The sequence below is a fragment of the Nocardia arseniciresistens genome (genome assembly GCF_046764875.1).
In the GTDB taxonomy this organism is placed as follows: Bacteria; Actinomycetota; Actinomycetes; order Mycobacteriales; family Mycobacteriaceae; genus Nocardia; species Nocardia arseniciresistens.
The window spans coordinates 103,989-120,482 of the sequence record NZ_JBKORD010000005.1 but is presented as its reverse complement, the minus strand read 5'-3'; the positions used below and the strand labels follow the sequence as shown (position 1 = coordinate 120,482).

At 67.8% G+C, this 16,494-nt stretch carries 12 protein-coding genes; all 12 read right to left on the bottom strand.

Features of this window, described 5'->3' with window-relative positions:
• Nucleotides 1-126: 126 nt before the first annotated feature.
• Nucleotides 127-1,368 carry a cell division protein FtsZ gene (ftsZ, locus tag ACLMAJ_RS10485; RefSeq protein ID WP_412013387.1) on the bottom strand — a complete coding sequence of 414 codons (1,242 nt, stop codon included), beginning with the start codon at nt 1,366-1,368 and terminating at the stop codon, nt 127-129.
• A gap of 312 nt (nt 1,369-1,680) precedes the next feature.
• The gene (locus ACLMAJ_RS10480; RefSeq protein WP_412013386.1) at nt 1,681-2,343 is read right to left on the bottom strand and encodes a cell division protein FtsQ/DivIB; all 663 of its coding nucleotides are present in this window, start codon (nt 2,341-2,343) and stop codon (nt 1,681-1,683) included.
• Between the two features lie 6 nt (nt 2,344-2,349).
• A complete protein-coding gene (gene murC / locus ACLMAJ_RS10475; RefSeq protein ID WP_412013385.1) occupies nt 2,350-3,873 on the bottom strand; it encodes a UDP-N-acetylmuramate--L-alanine ligase in 1,524 nt (507 codons plus the stop codon).
• Nucleotides 3,870-5,000 carry an undecaprenyldiphospho-muramoylpentapeptide beta-N-acetylglucosaminyltransferase gene (murG, locus tag ACLMAJ_RS10470; protein ID WP_412013384.1) on the bottom strand — a complete coding sequence of 377 codons (1,131 nt, stop codon included), beginning with the start codon at nt 4,998-5,000 and terminating at the stop codon, nt 3,870-3,872. Before murG ends, murC begins: the two co-directional genes overlap by 4 nt.
• Nucleotides 4,997-6,481, bottom strand: a complete 1,485-nt coding sequence (gene ftsW, locus ACLMAJ_RS10465; protein ID WP_412013383.1) for a putative lipid II flippase FtsW — start codon at nt 6,479-6,481, stop codon at nt 4,997-4,999. Before ftsW ends, murG begins: the two co-directional genes overlap by 4 nt.
• Nucleotides 6,478-7,908, bottom strand: coding sequence for a UDP-N-acetylmuramoyl-L-alanine--D-glutamate ligase (gene murD / locus ACLMAJ_RS10460; RefSeq protein ID WP_412013672.1), 1,431 nt, complete (start codon nt 7,906-7,908; stop codon nt 6,478-6,480). Before murD ends, ftsW begins: the two co-directional genes overlap by 4 nt.
• Nucleotides 7,909-7,957: 49 nt before the next feature.
• A complete protein-coding gene (gene mraY, locus ACLMAJ_RS10455) occupies nt 7,958-9,034 on the bottom strand; it encodes a phospho-N-acetylmuramoyl-pentapeptide-transferase (protein ID WP_412013382.1) in 1,077 nt (358 codons plus the stop codon).
• A gap of 76 nt (nt 9,035-9,110) precedes the next feature.
• Nucleotides 9,111-10,715, bottom strand: coding sequence for a UDP-N-acetylmuramoyl-tripeptide--D-alanyl-D-alanine ligase (locus tag ACLMAJ_RS10450; protein ID WP_412013381.1), 1,605 nt, complete (start codon nt 10,713-10,715; stop codon nt 9,111-9,113).
• The gene (locus tag ACLMAJ_RS10445; RefSeq protein ID WP_412013380.1) at nt 10,712-12,322 is read right to left on the bottom strand and encodes a UDP-N-acetylmuramoyl-L-alanyl-D-glutamate--2,6-diaminopimelate ligase; all 1,611 of its coding nucleotides are present in this window, start codon (nt 12,320-12,322) and stop codon (nt 10,712-10,714) included. The genes ACLMAJ_RS10450 and ACLMAJ_RS10445 overlap by 4 nt, the downstream gene beginning before the upstream one ends.
• 222 nt (nt 12,323-12,544) lie before the next feature.
• Nucleotides 12,545-14,425 carry a peptidoglycan D,D-transpeptidase FtsI family protein gene (locus ACLMAJ_RS10440; protein ID WP_412013379.1) on the bottom strand — a complete coding sequence of 627 codons (1,881 nt, stop codon included), beginning with the start codon at nt 14,423-14,425 and terminating at the stop codon, nt 12,545-12,547.
• Nucleotides 14,422-15,330 carry a cell division protein FtsL gene (gene ftsL, locus ACLMAJ_RS10435; RefSeq protein WP_412013378.1) on the bottom strand — a complete coding sequence of 303 codons (909 nt, stop codon included), beginning with the start codon at nt 15,328-15,330 and terminating at the stop codon, nt 14,422-14,424. The genes ACLMAJ_RS10440 and ftsL overlap by 4 nt, the downstream gene beginning before the upstream one ends.
• A complete protein-coding gene (gene rsmH / locus ACLMAJ_RS10430; RefSeq protein ID WP_412013377.1) occupies nt 15,330-16,304 on the bottom strand; it encodes a 16S rRNA (cytosine(1402)-N(4))-methyltransferase RsmH in 975 nt (324 codons plus the stop codon). Before rsmH ends, ftsL begins: the two co-directional genes overlap by 1 nt.
• Nucleotides 16,305-16,494: the final 190 nt, after the last annotated feature.

Genomic DNA, 16,494 nt, shown 5'->3' with positions numbered 1-16,494 from the left:
CGGACGAAGTCCGCCCTCAGACCGCGCATGGCCGGAGGGAAGGCGGAGGTACGCCTGATCAACGCAGTCGGACGAAGTCCGCCCTCAGACCGCGCATGGCCGGAGCGAAGGCGGAGGTACGCCTGGTTACCTGCGCATGAACGACGGCACGTCGACGTCATCATCGTCGTCGCCCGCATCGGGGGGTTCGATGTGCGAGCGCGAGTTGCTGGTGACCGTCGGCTCGGCGAGGGTGCGGGCGCGCTCGCTGTCCCGGTAGCTCGGCACGGCTCCCCGGGTCGAGACGGGCTGGCTTGCCGCGGGCAAGGTTTCGCTGCGCGAGGACGCCGCGACCTCGCTGGTGCGGCTCTGCGCGACTTCACCCGCTCGCGCTGACCCGATCGTGCCCCGGTTCGCGGGTTCGAACGTGCGCCGGGAGGGCGCGCCGCTGTCGAAGCCCGCCGCGATCACGGTGACGCGCACCTCGTCGCCGAGCGAATCATCGATCACGGTGCCGAAGATGATGTTGGCCTCGATGTGCGCGGCCTCCTGCACCAGCGACGCGGCCTCGTTGATTTCGAATAGACCGAGATCGGAGCCGCCCGCGATCGAAAGCAGCACGCCGTGTGCGCCGTCCATGGACGCCTCGAGCAGCGGTGAATTGATCGCCGACTCCGCGGCTTTCACCGAGCGGCCCTCGCCGCGCGCCGAACCGATGCCCATCAGCGCGCTGCCCGCGCCGGACATCACGCTCTTGACGTCGGCGAAGTCGACGTTGATCAGACCCGGGGTCGTGATCAGGTCGGTGATGCCCTGGACACCGTTGAGGAGCACCTCGTCGGCGGAACGGAACGCGTCCATCAGGCTCACCGCGGCGTCGCCGAGCTGTAGCAGTCGGTCGTTCGGGATGACGATCAGCGTGTCGCAGGATTCGCGCAGCAGGTTGATACCCACCTCGGCCTGGTTGCCACGCCGCTTGCCCTCGAAGGAGAACGGCCTGGTGACCACACCGATGGTCAGGGCACCGAGCTTGCGCGCGATCTGGGCGACGACCGGCGCACCACCGGTTCCGGTGCCACCGCCCTCGCCCGCGGTGACGAAGACCATGTCGGCGCCCTTGAGCACCTCTTCGATCTCGTCCTTGTGATCTTCTGCGGCCCTGCGGCCGACCTCGGGGTCAGCACCGGCGCCGAGGCCGCGGGTGAGCTCACGGCCGACGTCGAGCTTGACGTCGGCGTCGCTCATCAGCAGGGCCTGCGCGTCAGTATTGACCGCGATGAACTCGACTCCCTTGAGACCCTGTTCGATCATCCGGTTGACGGCATTCACACCGCCGCCGCCGATACCGACGACCTTGATCACTGCAAGGTAGTTGTGCGGGGGCGTCATGGGCTCTCGCCTTCCTTCGATCTAAAGCCTGTCGTTTTCGGATTCTCAACACTCGGCCGGGCGCAAAACCCTAAACCTCAACCATAGGGTTGGCGTTATGTCAAGTATCCGACTGGTGCGGAACGCTATTCGCCGCCGCCGCGATCCGTGCGCAGGCGCGCCGAAACGAGTGACAGAATCTTGTGTGATCCCTCTCGTCTCGCCGCACAACGCACAGTATCGTGGACGGTTGCCCCCGATGCCCCGTCTCTGTGTCAGCCCTCCGAAATACGAGAGCTCCACCGAAAATTCCCCGGGCGCAATGGGTGTCGATCACTTTACCGTGACGAGATTCGGACTCGACACGTCGTAGACCGTGCCGTCCCTTGTGAGCAGCGGCAAAACGACAGCTGCCTTGCGCTGGGCGTCGTTCGTCCCGCCCCACAGTACAGTGCGCCCGTCGCGCAGGTTCAGCGAAATATCCGAAATCGACCGCGCGACAACCTCGCCCACCTGAATGCTCAGCGAGGGCGGCAGCGCGGCAAGCACCGACACGGCGGATTTGGTGACGGGATCGTCGCCGCCCGGATGATCGGTGATCAGTTTCGGCACGCCGATCGGGGCGGACTCGATCGCGAATTCGACGCTCTCCGCGTCCACTAGATGCGCGCCCTGCGGGCTGTCGAAGAACAAGGTCGGGCTGCGCTCGTCCACCGTCACCTTGACGGTGGACGGAAACACCCGCTGCACCCGAACCGTACGCACTTTCGGGACGCTCGCGACCCGCCGTGCCACCGACGTCGTGTCGATACGCAGCATCGAGCGCCCCGACGGGATCTGCAAATGCTCGCGCACCTGCTGCTGTGACACCGTGACCAACCCATCGATCTCGACGGTGCGCACCGAAAGCATCGGCGTAAACCAAGCCAGGACACCGAGAACGACGAGCAGAAACACACCGAGCGAACCCCACAGCCGGATTTGTCGCCACGGCATCGTGTCTCACCGCCCGTACTGTGGACGGGCCCGCAGCCCGTCGAGGATTTGACTGCCGAGCATCGTCACATCGCCCGCGCCCATGGTGATCACCACATCGCCTGGCAGCGCGAGCGCCGCGACCTGACGGCCGACCCGCGACATATCCGGTTGGTAATGCACAGGTTTGGTGACCGACTGGGCGACAAGCGCACCGTTGACCCCCGGCAGCGGCTTTTCCCGCGCACCGAAGACATCGAGCACGACCACCTCGTCGGCCAGGCTCAGCGCGGCGCCGAAGTCACCGGCGAAGGTCGCGGTGCGGCTGTAGAGATGCGGCTGGAACACCACGATGACCCGGCCCTGCCTGGAGCGGGCGCCGTCGCGGGCCTCCTGCTGGACCAGCTCGGCGGCCGCGCCGAGCACCGCACGAACTTCGGTCGGATGGTGGGCATAGTCGTCGAAGACACGCACGCCGTTTTCGCGTCCCACGAACTGGAACCTGCGGTGCACCCCGCCGAAACCCTCCAGGCCCTGGACGATTTCGGCCACGTCGGCACCGGCGGCGCGGGCCGCGAGCAGCGCGGCGAGCGCGTTGAGCGCCATATGCCTGCCCGGCACCGACAATCGCAGAGTGCGCGGCGCGGCTTCGTCGGCGAGCTGGAACTGGGCGACGCCGCCGACATCGCGCGGCTCCCAGCTGTGCAGTCGCACCCCGACCGGCACCGGCGCGTCGGGCAGCTCGCCCGACCCGTAGCCCAATACCCGAATGTTCTTGTCCGCGAGCCGGGTGCCGACCCGTTCGGCCAATGCCAGCGAGCCGGGGTCGTCCAGGCACACCACCAGCAGTCCGCCCTCGGAAAGCCGATCGGCGAAATCGTCGAAGACCTGCACGTAGGCCTCGTCCGAACCGAAGAAGTCCAGGTGATCGGATTCGATATTGGTGACCACCGCGACATGCGGGTCGTATTGCAGCAGTGAGCCGTCGCTCTCGTCGGCCTCGGCGACGAAGATCTCACCGGTGCCGTGATGGGCGTTGGTGCCCGCTTCGTTGAGTTCGCCACCGACCGCGAAGGACGGATCGAACCCGCAGTGCTGCAACGTGACGATCAGCATCGATGTAGTGGATGTTTTGCCGTGTGTGCCGGAAACCAGCAGCGTGCGATGCCCCTGCATGAGGGAGGCGAGCACCGCGGGGCGCAGCAGCACCGGGATGCCGCGCCGATTCGCCTCGACCAGTTCCGGATTGGTCTTCGGGATGGCCGCGTAGGTGGTGACCACCGCGGACGCGCCGCCGGGTAGCAGGTCGAGCGCGCTCGCATCGTGGCCGATGCGCACCTGCGCACCACGGGCCCGCAGTGCGAGCACACCGCGACTCTCCTTGGCGTCCGAACCGGACACGGCGCCACCGCGCGCGAGCAGAATGCGTGCGATGCCGGACATCCCCGCGCCCCCGATGCCGACCATGTGCACCCGTTCCAACTCGGGCGGCAGCGCCGAACGCTCGTCCACGGCCTCGGATCCCACCTGGTTGACACTCGCCTCGCTCATCGGCCCGACACCTGCACGACGATTCGCGCCACCGCATCGGCGGCATCACGATGTCCGGCGCCTGCGGCGGACAAGCTCATCTCGATCAGCCGTGCGGGGTCGGTCAGCAGCGGGATCACCTCGTCGATTACGTATTTCGCGGTCAGTTCGGAATCAGCCACAATTCTGCCACCGCCTTGACCGACGACGGGTCTGGCATTGAGCTCCTGCTCACCGTTGCCGTGCGGCAGCGGCACGTAGAACGCGGGCAGTCCGACCGCCGAAACCTCGGCGACGGTCATCGCACCGGACCGGCAAACGACCGCGTCGGCGGCGGCGTAGGCCAGGTCCATGCGGGAAAGATACGGCACGGCGACATACCGCGATCGGTCGTCGCCGGTGTCCGCGACGTCCACGGTGTTCTTGGGGCCGTGCGCGTGCAGCACCGAGATCCCCGCGGCGGCCAGCTGCGGCGCGGCGGCGGAGACCGCCTCGTTCAGCGTCCGCGCGCCCTGTGAGCCGCCGAACACCAGCAGCACCGGCCCCTGGGTCGGCAAACCGAAATGCGCACGTGCCTCGGCCTGCAAGGCGGCCCTGTCCAGCGAGGTAATCGAGCCACGCACCGGGATGCCGATAACCTCGGCGCCGGCGAGCCCGGAACCCGCGACGGCGGCAAGCACCCGCGCCGCACGGCGGGCGCCGACCTTGTTGGCAATGCCCGCTTTCGCATTCGCCTCGTGCACCACTACCGGCACCGCGCGCCTGCGCCGCAATACTCCCCGGCCCGCGGCCAGGTAGGCGGGCAACGCGACGTAGCCACCGAAGCCGACGATCACATCGGCGTCGACCTCCTCGATAATGGCCCTCGTCCGTGCCACCGAAGCGCGAACACGGCCGGGCAACCGCAGCAGATCGGCAGTCGGCTTGCGCGGCAACGGCACCGGCGGAATCAGCTCCAGCCGATAGCCGCGCTCGGGAACGAGGCGAGTTTCCAGCCCACGTTCGGTGCCGAGCGCGGTCACTCGGATCGAATCGTCGAGGCGCACGAGCGCATCCGCGACGGCAAGCGCAGGTTCGATATGTCCCGCGGTGCCACCGCCCGCGACGATCACCGACAGCGGTCGGCTAGCGGGCCGCACGTCACTCACCTGGATCTTCCCCGATCTCTCGCATGATTCACCGGATAGCTCGGCTCCCAAGCCCTGGTCGAACGCAACGACCCCGTGCCCCGGCTCTCCGGTGCACGGCGCCTGCCCGGATCGGCGCCGGACTGCGGACGCCGCCCCTGCGGCAGCGCCTGCCGGGCCCGCTCGGCCCGTGCCCGATCGGCGCGAGCCTTCTCGGCGGACTTGGCCGCCTTGGCGGCGGCCGAGCGCGCCCGCGCCGCATCCGCCCGCGCAGTCGAATACACCTCTGGCTTCGGCAACCGGAGCAGCTTGCTGAAACGGCCGTCCTGCCCGGCATGCAACGCCGAAACAGCCTCCGGCTCATGCCTGGCCGCATTAGCGATGATGCCGAACATGAACAGCGTAATCGCCAGCGACGAACCGCCCGCCGACACCAGCGGCAACTGCAATCCGGTGACCGGAAGCAGGCCGACAACGTAACCGATATTGATCAGGGCCTGCCCGGTGATCCAGGTCGTCGCGGTCGCGGTGAGCAGCCGCAGGAACGGATCGGCCGAGCGGCTCGAAATGCGCAGGCCGGTATAGACGAACAGCGCGAACAGTCCGAGCACCAGCGCGCAGCCGAGGAAACCGAGCTCCTCGCCGATGATGGCGAAGATGAAGTCGTTGTGCGAGTTGGGCAAATAGCTCCACTTGGCGCGGCTCTGACCGAGGCCGCGGCCCCAGATCCCGCCGTCGGCCAGCGAGTACAACGCTTGGCGTGCTTGGTAACCGATGCCCTGCGGATCGTCGCCCGGGTTGAAGAAGGCACGCATCCGGTCGGATCGGTACCCCGCGGACAACGCGAGAATGGCCGCGGCGACAACACCGGACACCGCGATCGTCACGAACAACCGCACCGGAAGTCCGCCGAACCACAGCAGCGCGGCGAGCACGATGCCGAGCGCGATGGTGGTGGACAGGTTCGGCTCGAGCACGACGAGCAGACAGACGAGCAGACCGGCGGGCACCAGCGGAACCAGCAGCTCTTTGAGGTTCGCCCGCTCCGCGTGGCGTGAGGCGAGCAAGTGCGCGCCCCACACCACCAGCGTCACCTTCACGATCTCGGACGGCTGCACCGAGATCAGCCCGAGGTCGACCCATCGGCGCGAGCCCTGAACCTGACTGCCGATCCCCGGAATCAGCACCAGTACCAGCGCGAGCACCGAGCCCGCGAACAGTGGGAACGACCATTGACGCAGCCGTCGCAACGGAATCCGCAGCGCGAGATAGAACAGCACGCAACCGATGGCCGCGAACATGGCCTGCTGGTTGAACAGCGAATAGGCCGACCTACCGTCGGCATACGCCTCGACGCTCGACGCGGAGAGCACCATCACAAGACCGAGCACCGTCAGCAGCGTGGCAATGGTGACTATCAGATGAAACGACGCAAGCGGGCGGGCAAGCCAGGCACCGAACTTCGTCCCCATCTGGGCGCTGCCCCGCTTCGTCTCGGTCATAGCCGCCGCCCGATGTCACCATCTTCCAGAGCGTGCACCGCCGCAGCGAAACTGCGTCCTCGGTGCGTGTAGTCGGCGAACATGTCCAGCGACGCGGCGGCGGGAGCCAGCAGCACGGTATCGCCATGACGGGCGAACCCAGCCGCCGCGCGCACGGCCTCGGCCATGACGGCGTCGGCCTTCTCGGTTCTAGCCATCTCTGCATCGTCTCCCGCGCGCACCTCGACGACAGGGACCTCGGGCGCGTGTCGCGCCAACGCGGCCGCGATTTTCGGCGCGTCGGCCCCGAACAGCACCGCGGCGACCAACCGGTCGGCGACCTCTTCGACCATATCCTCGACCGCGGCACCCTTCAATTGCCCACCGGCGAGCCAGATCACCTGCGAATGCGCCAGGATCGATGACCGCGCCGCGTGCGGATTGGTTGCCTTGGAATCATCGATGAACTCGACGCCGTCCAGCTCACGCACGAAGGCCGCGCGGTGCGGACCGACCTTGTGCTCGATCAGCCCCTCCCGCACGAACTGTGGAGCGACATCGATCGCACGCGTCAGCGCCGACGCGGCGAGTGCGTCCGCGATACCCGCGGGTCCCTGCGGGCTGATGTCACCGATCTCGGCCAGGATCGCGGCCTTGGTGAAGGCACGATCGAGCAGCTTGCCGTCCACGACGCCGAGCTCACCGTCGGCGGGAACGCCGATACGGAAACCGATGACCCTACGGGCTTTCGCACGACGAGCGAGCGAGGCCGCAACCGGATCGTCGAGTCCGACAACACCGACCCTGCCGACCAGCGCCCGTGCCTTCGCGGCGGCATAGGCGTCGAGGCCACCGTGCCAATCCAGGTGATCCTCCGCGACATTGAGCACCACGCCCGCCTCCGGCCGCACCGACGGCGCCCAGTGCAGCTGGAACGACGACAGTTCGACGGCCAGCACCTGCGGACCGGGGTTGCGCCGCAACGCATCCAGGATCGGCAGCCCGATATTGCCGCACGCCACACTGGCGATGCCCGCCGCGCGCAGGATCGAGTACACCATCGAGGTGGTGGTGGTCTTGCCGTTGGTTCCCGTCACCACCAGCCACTTGCGGACCGGGCCGTAGATCCTGGCCTGATCGACCCACCAGGCGAATTCGACGTCGCCCCACACCGGAGTGCCTTCGGTGACGGCAGCGGCAAGCACCGGCGAGTCCGGTCGCCAGCCTGGGCTGGTGATGACCAGCGCGAAGCGGCTCCAGTCGGTGGACTCGAGTTCGGTGCACGTCGCGATGTCCAGGCCGAGCCCCGCCGCCTCGGACAGCGCGGAAGCACCGTTGTCGGTGACAACCGGGCGGGCGCCGATATCGCGTAGCGGCTCGATGAGCGAGCGCCCTGAGACGCCCCAGCCTGCCACCAGAACGTCACGGCCACGCAGGAATTCGAGCATGGGCCCCGGCGATCGCAGGGCCCTCGGAGAATGTTCGACCATCGCTAATTCACCCGACCGCGGAGAGGTATTCGCTATAGAAGAGCCCGAGTCCGACCGCGGAGGCAATCGCCGCGAGCAACCAGAAACGGATGATCACCGTAGTTTCGGCCCACTTGCTCAGCTCGAAGTGATGATGGAACGGCGCCATCTTGAACAACCGATTGCGGGTGGTGCGATACACCGCCACCTGCAACACCACCGAGGCCGCCTCCGCCACGAACAACGCGCCGATGACAACCATCAGCAGCTCGGTCCTGGTGGTGATGGACAAACCCGCAAGCATGCCGCCGAGCGCGAGCGAGCCGGTGTCACCCATGAAGATCTTGGCCGGTGCGGCGTTCCACCAGAGGAACCCGACGCACGCGGCCGCGCCGGCGGCGCAGACAAGGGCCAGGTCGAGTGGGTCACGCACGTTGTAGCAGCCGGCTTCCGGCTTGATCGCGCATGCGTGGTAGTACTGCCAGAACGAGATCACCACGTAGCCGCCGAGTACCAGGCTCATCGAGCCCGCCGCGAGCCCGTCGAGGCCGTCGGTGAGGTTCACCGCGTTGGACCAAGCGACCACGATGATGCAGACGAAGGCAAGAAAAATGATCGCACCCATCGACACCGTGGTGATATCGCGGACGTAGGACAGGTGCCGACTGGCCGGGGTGAGCCCGCTCTCGCCACGGAATTGCAGGGCGAGCACGCCGAAGATCACTGCCGCGGCCAGCTGACCGAGGTACTTGCCCGCGGCGGTCAGGCCGAGGTTGCGCTGCTTGCGCAACTTGATGAAGTCGTCGAGGAAACCGACGAGACCGAGCGCGGTGGTCAGACCGAGCACGAGCAGGCCCGACGCGGTCGGCCCTTCGGCGTCGTAGCCGATGCCGATCAGATGCGAGCCGAGGTAACCGGCCCACAGGCCGATCAGGATGGCGACACCACCCATGGTCGGGGTGCCACGCTTGGCCTGGTGGCTCGCCGGGCCGTCGACCCGGATCTCCTGGCCGAAGCCCTGCTTGGCGAAGGTCCGAATCAGTAACGGCGTCAGCAGGATCGACACCGCTAGCGCGATGCCCGCCGCGAATAGAATTTGCCTCACGACTCCGCCTCGCTAACGCTCGGCTCCGTCATTCGGCAGAGCGCCGCTGTGTCTTCACTTCGTTCACTTCGCTCACTCACGACTCCGCCTCGCCAACGCTCGGCTCCGTCATTCGGTGAAGTGCCGCTGTGTCTTCAGTTCGTTCGCTCACGCCTGCCGCCTCCGTGTCAGTCCCCGCGCTGGTCCCACCCGCGTGACCCCGTGCACGCGCCGCACCGGTCAGATGTTCGGCAACCTCCCAGAGGCCGACCGATTTCGATGCCTTGACCAACACCACGTCGCCCGCAGCGACCTCGTCGTCGAGCAGCGCGATGGCTGAGCCGATATCCGGCACGAGAATCGACTCCTCGCCCCATGAGCCTTCCATCACCGCTCCCTGATGCATCGCCCGGGACGGCCTTCCGGTGCCGACCACGATCAGCCGGTCGACATCGAGACGTACCGCGAGACGTCCTATCCGGTCGTGCTCGATCACCGATTCCTCGCCGAGTTCGCCCATTTCGCCGAGCACCGCCCAGCTGCGCCGTGCGGTGTCACCCGAGCGCGACATGGTGACCAGCGCCTTGAGCGCGGCTCGCACCGAATCCGGATTGGCGTTGTAGGAGTCGTTGACCACGGTGACGCCGTCGGCGGTGGTCCGTACATCCATCCGGCGGGCCGACGCGGCATGGGCACCGGAGAGCGCCTGCGCGACGGTGTCGAGGTCCGCGCCACATTCCAGTGCCACCGCGGCGGCGGCGAGCGCGTTGCCGACCTGATGTTCGCCGTGCACCGCGAGCCGCACCGCGACACTGCCGGTCGGGGTGTGCATGGTGAAGCCAGCGCGTGCCTCGTCGTCGAGCCGGATGTCGGTGGCCCGCAGGTCGGCACGCTCGGTCTGCCCGACCGTCACCACGCGTGCGGTGGTGCGATCGGCCATCGCGGCCACCTGCTGATCATCGGCGTTGAGCACAGCAAGTCCCGCCGAGGGAAGTGCTTCGACCAGTTCGCCCTTCGTCTTCGCGATCGCCTCGCGGCTGCCGAACTCGCCGAGGTGGGCGGTGCCGACATTGAGGACGACACCGATCCGCGGCGGCGCGACCTGTGCGAGCGCGGCAATGTGGCCCGGGCCGCGCGCGGACAGTTCCAGCACCAGGAATCGGGTGTCGGCGTCGGCGCGCAGCGCGGTCCACGGATGGCCGAGTTCGTTGTTGAACGATCCCGGCGGGGCGACCACCGGACCCAAGGGCGCGAGCACCGCGGCGAGCAGGTCCTTGGTCGAGGTCTTGCCGGAGGAACCGGTCACCCCGACAACGGTGAGTCCGCCTGTGGCGCTGAGCCGTTCGACGCTGGTGCGCGCGAGCGCGGCGAGCGCGGCGAGCACCGCGGCTCCAGAGCCGTCCGAATCATGGCTCAGCGCAACCGAAGTCGCGGGCACCGAACCGGAAGCGGGTGCCACCACGATCGCGGGCACTCCCACCGGCCGAGCCGCGAGCACCGCGACCGCGCCCGCGGCGATGGCCGCGGCGGCGTATTCGTGGCCGTCGGAATGCTCGCCCGGCAGGGCCAGGAACAGATCTCCGGAACCGATTCGACGCGAATCGAATTCGACCGAACCCGGCACCGTCACCTCCGGGTCGGGTACGTCGTGCAGCGTGCCGCCGACAACGTCCGCGATCTCCCGCAGTGTCATCTCGATCATGAAACCGTCAAATCCTCCGCGTCCGAACTGTCCGGACTTCGTTGTGTATCGCTGCCGAGGCTCCGCTCCAATGCCGCGGCGAGCACGTCGCGGTCGTCGAACGGATGCTTCACACCCTTGATCTCTTGCCCTGCTTCGTGCCCCTTGCCCGCGACGAGCACCACGTCACCTGGTCGCGCCCAGTCGACCGCGGCGGCGATGGCCTCGGCCCGATCGCCGATTTCCCTGATCTCGCCGCGCTCCTCGGCCGGAATGTCTTGGATACCCGCACGCATGGCGGCGCGGATGGCAGCGGGGTCCTCGCTGCGCGGGTTGTCATCGGTAATGATCGCCAGGTCCGCGCCGCGCGCCGCGGCCGCACCCATCAGCGGCCGCTTGCCCGCGTCCCGGTCGCCCCCCGCGCCGAGGACCACCGCGAGCCGGCCGGTGGGTTCGGCCGCCGTCGCGAGATACCCGCGCAGGGTGGCGATCACCGATTCGACCGCAGCGGGCTTGTGCGCGTAATCGACGATGGCGAGGAAATCCTGGCCACATTCCACCCGCTGCATCCGGCCCGGCACATCGACGGCGGCGAGCGCCGGCCCCGCGATCGCCGGATCGACACCCGCCGCCGCGCACAGCGCGACCGCGAGCAGTCCGTTGGCGATGTTGTAGCTGCCTGGAAGTCGCAGGCGCACATCGACACTCACGTCGGGTCCCACGGCGGTGAAGTCTTGTTCGCCGCCGTGCACCGCGACAGGGCCTTCGACATACCAGTCGGCGGAACCGTTGGTGGACACCGTGGTCGGGCCGACGAGCCCGTCGGCGAGGCGCTGTCCCCACTGGTCGTCGACACAGATCACCGCGGTGCGCGCGGCCACCGGCGACTCGGGCTCGAACAGCATGCGCTTGGCGGCGAAGTAGTCCTCGAAGTCGGCGTGGAAGTCCAGATGGTCCTGCGACAGGTTGGTGAAACCGCCCACCGCGAAGCGCACACCGTCGACCCGGCCGAGCGCGAGCGCGTGACTGGACACCTCCATCACGACCGCGTCCACGCCCTGCTCGACCATCAACGCGAACATCGCGTGCAGCTGTGGCGCCTCGGGCGTCGTCAGCGCGCTCGGGACCCTGCGGCCACCGATCCGGGTCTCGATGGTGCCGATCAGCGCGGTGGAAAGGCCACCGGCGGCCAGCCCCGCCTCCACCAGATATGCGGTGGTTGTCTTGCCGGAGGTACCGGTGATACCCACGATGCGCAGCCGCTGCGACGGATTGCCGTAGAGCGCCGCCGACAGCTCGCCGAGCACCGACCTCGGCTGCTCACGCACCAGCACCGGCACACCGAGCTCGCCCGCCAGTTCCGCGCCCGCCGCATCGGTGAATACCGCGACCGCGCCACGATCGACGGCGTCGCGCGCGAACCGGGCACCGTGCGCCTGCGCGCCGGGCAGAGCCGCGAACAGGTCGCCGGGCCGCACCGCATTCGAGCGCTGTTCGATACCCGTGACGAGAAGGTCGGTGGGGGCGGGGCCCGGCGTGCTCGCGCCGGTCAGCTCCAGCACGGTGGACAACGACGTCGACCGCGGGTGGGTCGGCCGGAGCGCGTGCTGGTTGGACTGCGCGGGCACAGGGCTCCTCTCGGGTATCGGCACGGACAATATGGACTGGACGAATGGTGCGGAACGAGGAGTCAGGTTACCGACGTCGGCTCACGACCGGACAACGCGGCTCACCGATTCGACCTCGCAAGTCTGGCGAAGCGACCGCGGGCACCCCGCACCGCCCCGGCATGTTCCCGCCGGAGCGGGGACACGCTGGGCGAAACGAGGTAAAACGACAGCATCATGGTTTTACGGAGCCTGCAGAACGAACCGTTTGGCCGGTTCCGGCGAAGGCGGAATGCGATCACGTTGCAACGCCCACGAGGCGATGTTGTGGAACAGCGGGGCCGCCGAGCCGCCACCGCTACCGTCGGAGCTGCGGATCGGCGCGTCCAGCATCAGGCCGATGACATAGCGCGGGTTGTCCGCGGGCGCCATCCCGGCGAAAGTGATGTAGAACGACGAGGTCGAGTAGCAGCGGCAGCCTGGATCGACCTTCTGCGCGGTGCCGGTCTTGCCTGCGACCTGATAGCCCTCGACCGCCGCGGGGCTGCCGGTACCCATCTGGACGCCCATCGGATCCTTCTGCACCACCGCCTGAAACATGGTGCGCAGTGTCGCCGCGGTCTGCGGACTCACCACGCGCACGCCGTCGGGCGCCGTCTCTTCGGTCCTGGTGCCGTCGGGTGCGACCTTCGCCTTGACGATCCGCGGCGGGATCCGCATTCCGTCGTTGGCGATCGCCTGGTACATCCCGGTCATCTGCAGGGTGGTCATCGAAAGGCCCTGGCCGATGGGCAGGTTCGCGAAGGTGCCGCCCGACCATTGGTCGCGTGCCGGAACCTGGCCGGTGCTCTCGCCGGGCAGCCCGACACCGGTGCGCTGGCCGAGACCGAATCGGTTCACCATGTCCGCGAACCGATCCTCACCGACCCGCTGTGCCAGCATCAGCGTCCCGACATTGGACGACTTACCGAAGATACCGGTGGTGGTGTACGGCGCCACGCCGTGCACCCAGGCATCGTGGACCGTCACACCCGACATCCGGATCTCACCGGGAACCTGTAGCACCTCGTCGGGATTGGTCAATCCGTATTCGATGGCCGCGGACGCGGTGACGATCTTGTTCACCGAACCGGGCTCGAACGGGTCGGACACCGAGGGGTTGAACATCTCGGAGTTGCCCCAATTCTGGGGGCCCAGCTTGGGATTGAAGGTGTTGTCGTTGGACATCGCAAGCACCTGGCCGGATTTGGCGTCGAGCACCACCGCGGAAGCCGAGTTGGCTCCCGACATCTCCTTGGCCTGTTGCACCTGCTGCTGCACGTAGTACTGCAGGTCCGAATCGAGGGTCAGCTCGACACCGGTGCCGTTCACGGCGGACTGCTTGTCGCGCCAACTGCCGGGGATGACCGCGCCATCGGAGCCCCGGTCGTAGGTATGCGACCCGTCGGTGCCTGCCAGCACCGAGTCCATCGAGGATTCGAGCCCCATCTGGCCGTGGCCGTCCCATCCCGTCGCGCCGATGACATTGGCCGCGAGCGAACCGCCGGGGTGCTCACGGACGTCCTGCCGGTCGGCGCCGACCTCCGGGTACTGCACTTGGATGTCGGAGGCGATGCGCGAGTCGACGTTGCGGGCGAGATAGACGAATGTCTGGTCGCTACGCATCTTTTGCAGCAACTCCGACTCACTCGGCGCGTCCTTACCGAGCTTCTCGTGGATGATCTTCGCGATGGCGCGCAACCGCTCGTCCGGATCCGGCGCCTTCGAGCTCTTGGCTTTGGCGTCCTCGAGTTGCTTGCGAACCGGAACCGGCTGGAAGGTCAACGACTTCGCACTGACGGTGAACGCGAGCGACTTGCCGTTACGATCGGTGATCGGGCCACGGGTGGCTTCCTCGATCTTGAATGTGGTGCGCTGACTCGCCGCCTGCTCCGAAAGGCCGGGCGCGGCGAAGCTCTGGACCCAGAGCAATTGGATTGCGACAACCAACAGCGCGACCAACATCACGATCCGGCCGACGCCGAGCCGAAGCCGCAGCGGGCGGTCCTTGTGCTTGGCAGGTCTCGGTGCTCTGGATGGATTCGGCCCGCGCCGCTGGCGCGGCGCGGGCCTGGTCTGGGTCATTGCGTGCCCCCACCCGGCACAGCCTGCTCCTGTGGCCCGTCCGGCTGCGGAGCCGGTTCCTGCGACGATTCACCTTGCGGCGCTTGCCCTTCCAGCGCTTGCCCCTCCGGTGCGCCAGGCTGCGCCGCTTCGGGCAGCGCTCCTTCGGGCAGCGGCGCGTCGGCGGGCGGTAGTGGCGACACCGAGGACGGCGCCACCGTCCCCTGCGCGGGAACGGCCGGAGTCGGGCTCGGCGCAGCGGGTATCGGGCTGGTCGGCGTCGGACCGATCGGCGAAGGGTGCGCCTGCGTGCCGTTGGCCTGAGCCGCGTTCGCCTGATCGGACGGCCGCGACGACGGGACCGGCACCACTCGCTCACCCTGTGCCAACACATGGCCGGGCTGCGAGGTGATCGGCGCGGGCGCGGAGTTCAGCGGCGGCACCGGCGGCCCCTGCGCGGGAGTCGGTTTGCCGATCACAGTGACGGTGCCGTCCGGAGCGACCACGATGCGGGCGGGATCCTTGGCCGGGATCATGCCGAGCTCGCGGGCCCGTGCCGCGAGTTCCGGCGCCGAGTCGGCGGCCTCCACCTCGCGTTGCAACGCTGCCCGCTCCTCCGAGAGCTTCCTGTTGACCAGTCTGGCGTCACCGAGCTGGTAGCTGTCCTCGGCCGCCCTTGTGGTCAGCAGCAGCGTGAAGGCGAGCCCGCAGCCGAGCAACGCAATGATGGCCGCCACGAAAGGAATTCGGGTCGCCATGACCGAAGTTCGGCGCTTCGGTAGATCGGGGGTGTCGGTGAGTTGTTCGGCACGCAGTCGACGGCGGGCGTACGCACGTTGCGCCGCACCGGATTTGACTCGCTCGGCGGCCTGAACCCGGCGGGCGACCCGGCCCGGCGCATCGACGGCACGCGTCCGAACACTCATTATTTCCCCTCCTGAATTCTCTCTGCCGCGCGCATCCGTACCGGTGTCGCGCGCGGGTTCTCCTCGATCTCCTGCTCGGTCGCCTTCTCGGCGCCACGGGTCAACAGCCTGAATTCCGGTCCCATACCGGGCAATTCGACCGGTAGGTCCACCGGCGTCCGCGATGTGGTGCGCGGCGCGAGCTCCTGCTTGACGACCTTGTCCTCGAGCGACTGGTAGGACATCACCACGATCCGTCCACCGACCCGCAGCGAATCGAGCGCCGCGGGTAGCGCGGCACGCAACGAGTCGAGCTCGTGGTTGACCTCGATCCGCAGCGCCTGGAAGGTCCGCTTGGCGGGATGTCCGCCGGTCCGCCTTGTCGCGGCCGGGATCGAGGCATAGAGCACCTCGACGAGTTCGGCGCTCGTGGTGAACGGCTTCTGCTGTCGCCGCCGCAACACCTCCGACGCGATCCGGCCCGCGAAGCGTTCCTCCCCATAGGTTTTCAGCACGCGAGCCAGATCGCCGTGGCTGTAGGTATTCAGTACATCGGCGGCGGTGATGCCGGTGGTCGGATCCATCCGCATGTCCAGCGGCGCGTCGACGGAGTAGGCGAAGCCACGATCGGCCTCGTCCAGCTGCATCGAGGACACACCGAGGTCCATCAGGATGGCGCTCACCGAGCCGGTGCTGGCGAGCCCGGCTTCCTTCAGCGCCTCGGCGATGCCGTCATATCGAGTGTGCACCAGAGTGATTCGGTCCTCGTACGGACGTAGCCGCTCGGCAGCGAGTGCCAGCGCCGAGGCGTCACGATCGAGTCCGATCAGGCGGATCTGTGGATAGGTCCGCAGGAAGTGCTCGGCGTGCCCGCCGAGTCCGAGGGTGGCGTCTATATAGACAGCATCGGGTTCACCGAGTGCGGGCCCGAGCAGATCGTCAGCTCGCCTGAGCAGAACCGGAACATGGCGGGGACCGTGCTGTTCACGGTTCACCTCGACCTCCCGGATTTTGCCTCGCGTCGTCCTGCACTACTTGGAGCGCGTCGGCGGATAAGTGTCCGACCATCGGACGGGTCGCCTTGATAGACAGCTGCTTTCGAAAATACGAATGCCGCGTGGTCTCTGTCCGAAACACGGCACCTGGCGTCGGGGAAGTACGTCAGGGTCCACGTCCGGGCAGAGG

Excerpts from the sequence above, each read along its gene's own strand:
- ftsW (WP_412013383.1), bottom strand. The coding sequence starts at position 6,481 with ATGACCGAGACGAAGCGGGGCAGCGCCCAGATGGGGACGAAGTTCGGT.
- ACLMAJ_RS10450 (WP_412013381.1), bottom strand. The coding sequence starts at position 10,715 with ATGATCGAGATGACACTGCGGGAGATCGCGGACGTTGTCGGCGGCACG.
- ACLMAJ_RS10440 (WP_412013379.1), bottom strand. The coding sequence starts at position 14,425 with ATGACCCAGACCAGGCCCGCGCCGCGCCAGCGGCGCGGGCCGAATCCA.
- ftsL (WP_412013378.1), bottom strand. The coding sequence starts at position 15,330 with ATGAGTGTTCGGACGCGTGCCGTCGATGCGCCGGGCCGGGTCGCCCGC.
- ACLMAJ_RS10480 (WP_412013386.1), bottom strand. The coding sequence starts at position 2,343 with ATGCCGTGGCGACAAATCCGGCTGTGGGGTTCGCTCGGTGTGTTTCTG.
- murD (WP_412013672.1), bottom strand. The coding sequence starts at position 7,908 with ATGCTCGAATTCCTGCGTGGCCGTGACGTTCTGGTGGCAGGCTGGGGC.
- ftsZ (WP_412013387.1), bottom strand. The coding sequence starts at position 1,368 with ATGACGCCCCCGCACAACTACCTTGCAGTGATCAAGGTCGTCGGTATC.
- murC (WP_412013385.1), bottom strand. The coding sequence starts at position 3,873 with ATGAGCGAGGCGAGTGTCAACCAGGTGGGATCCGAGGCCGTGGACGAG.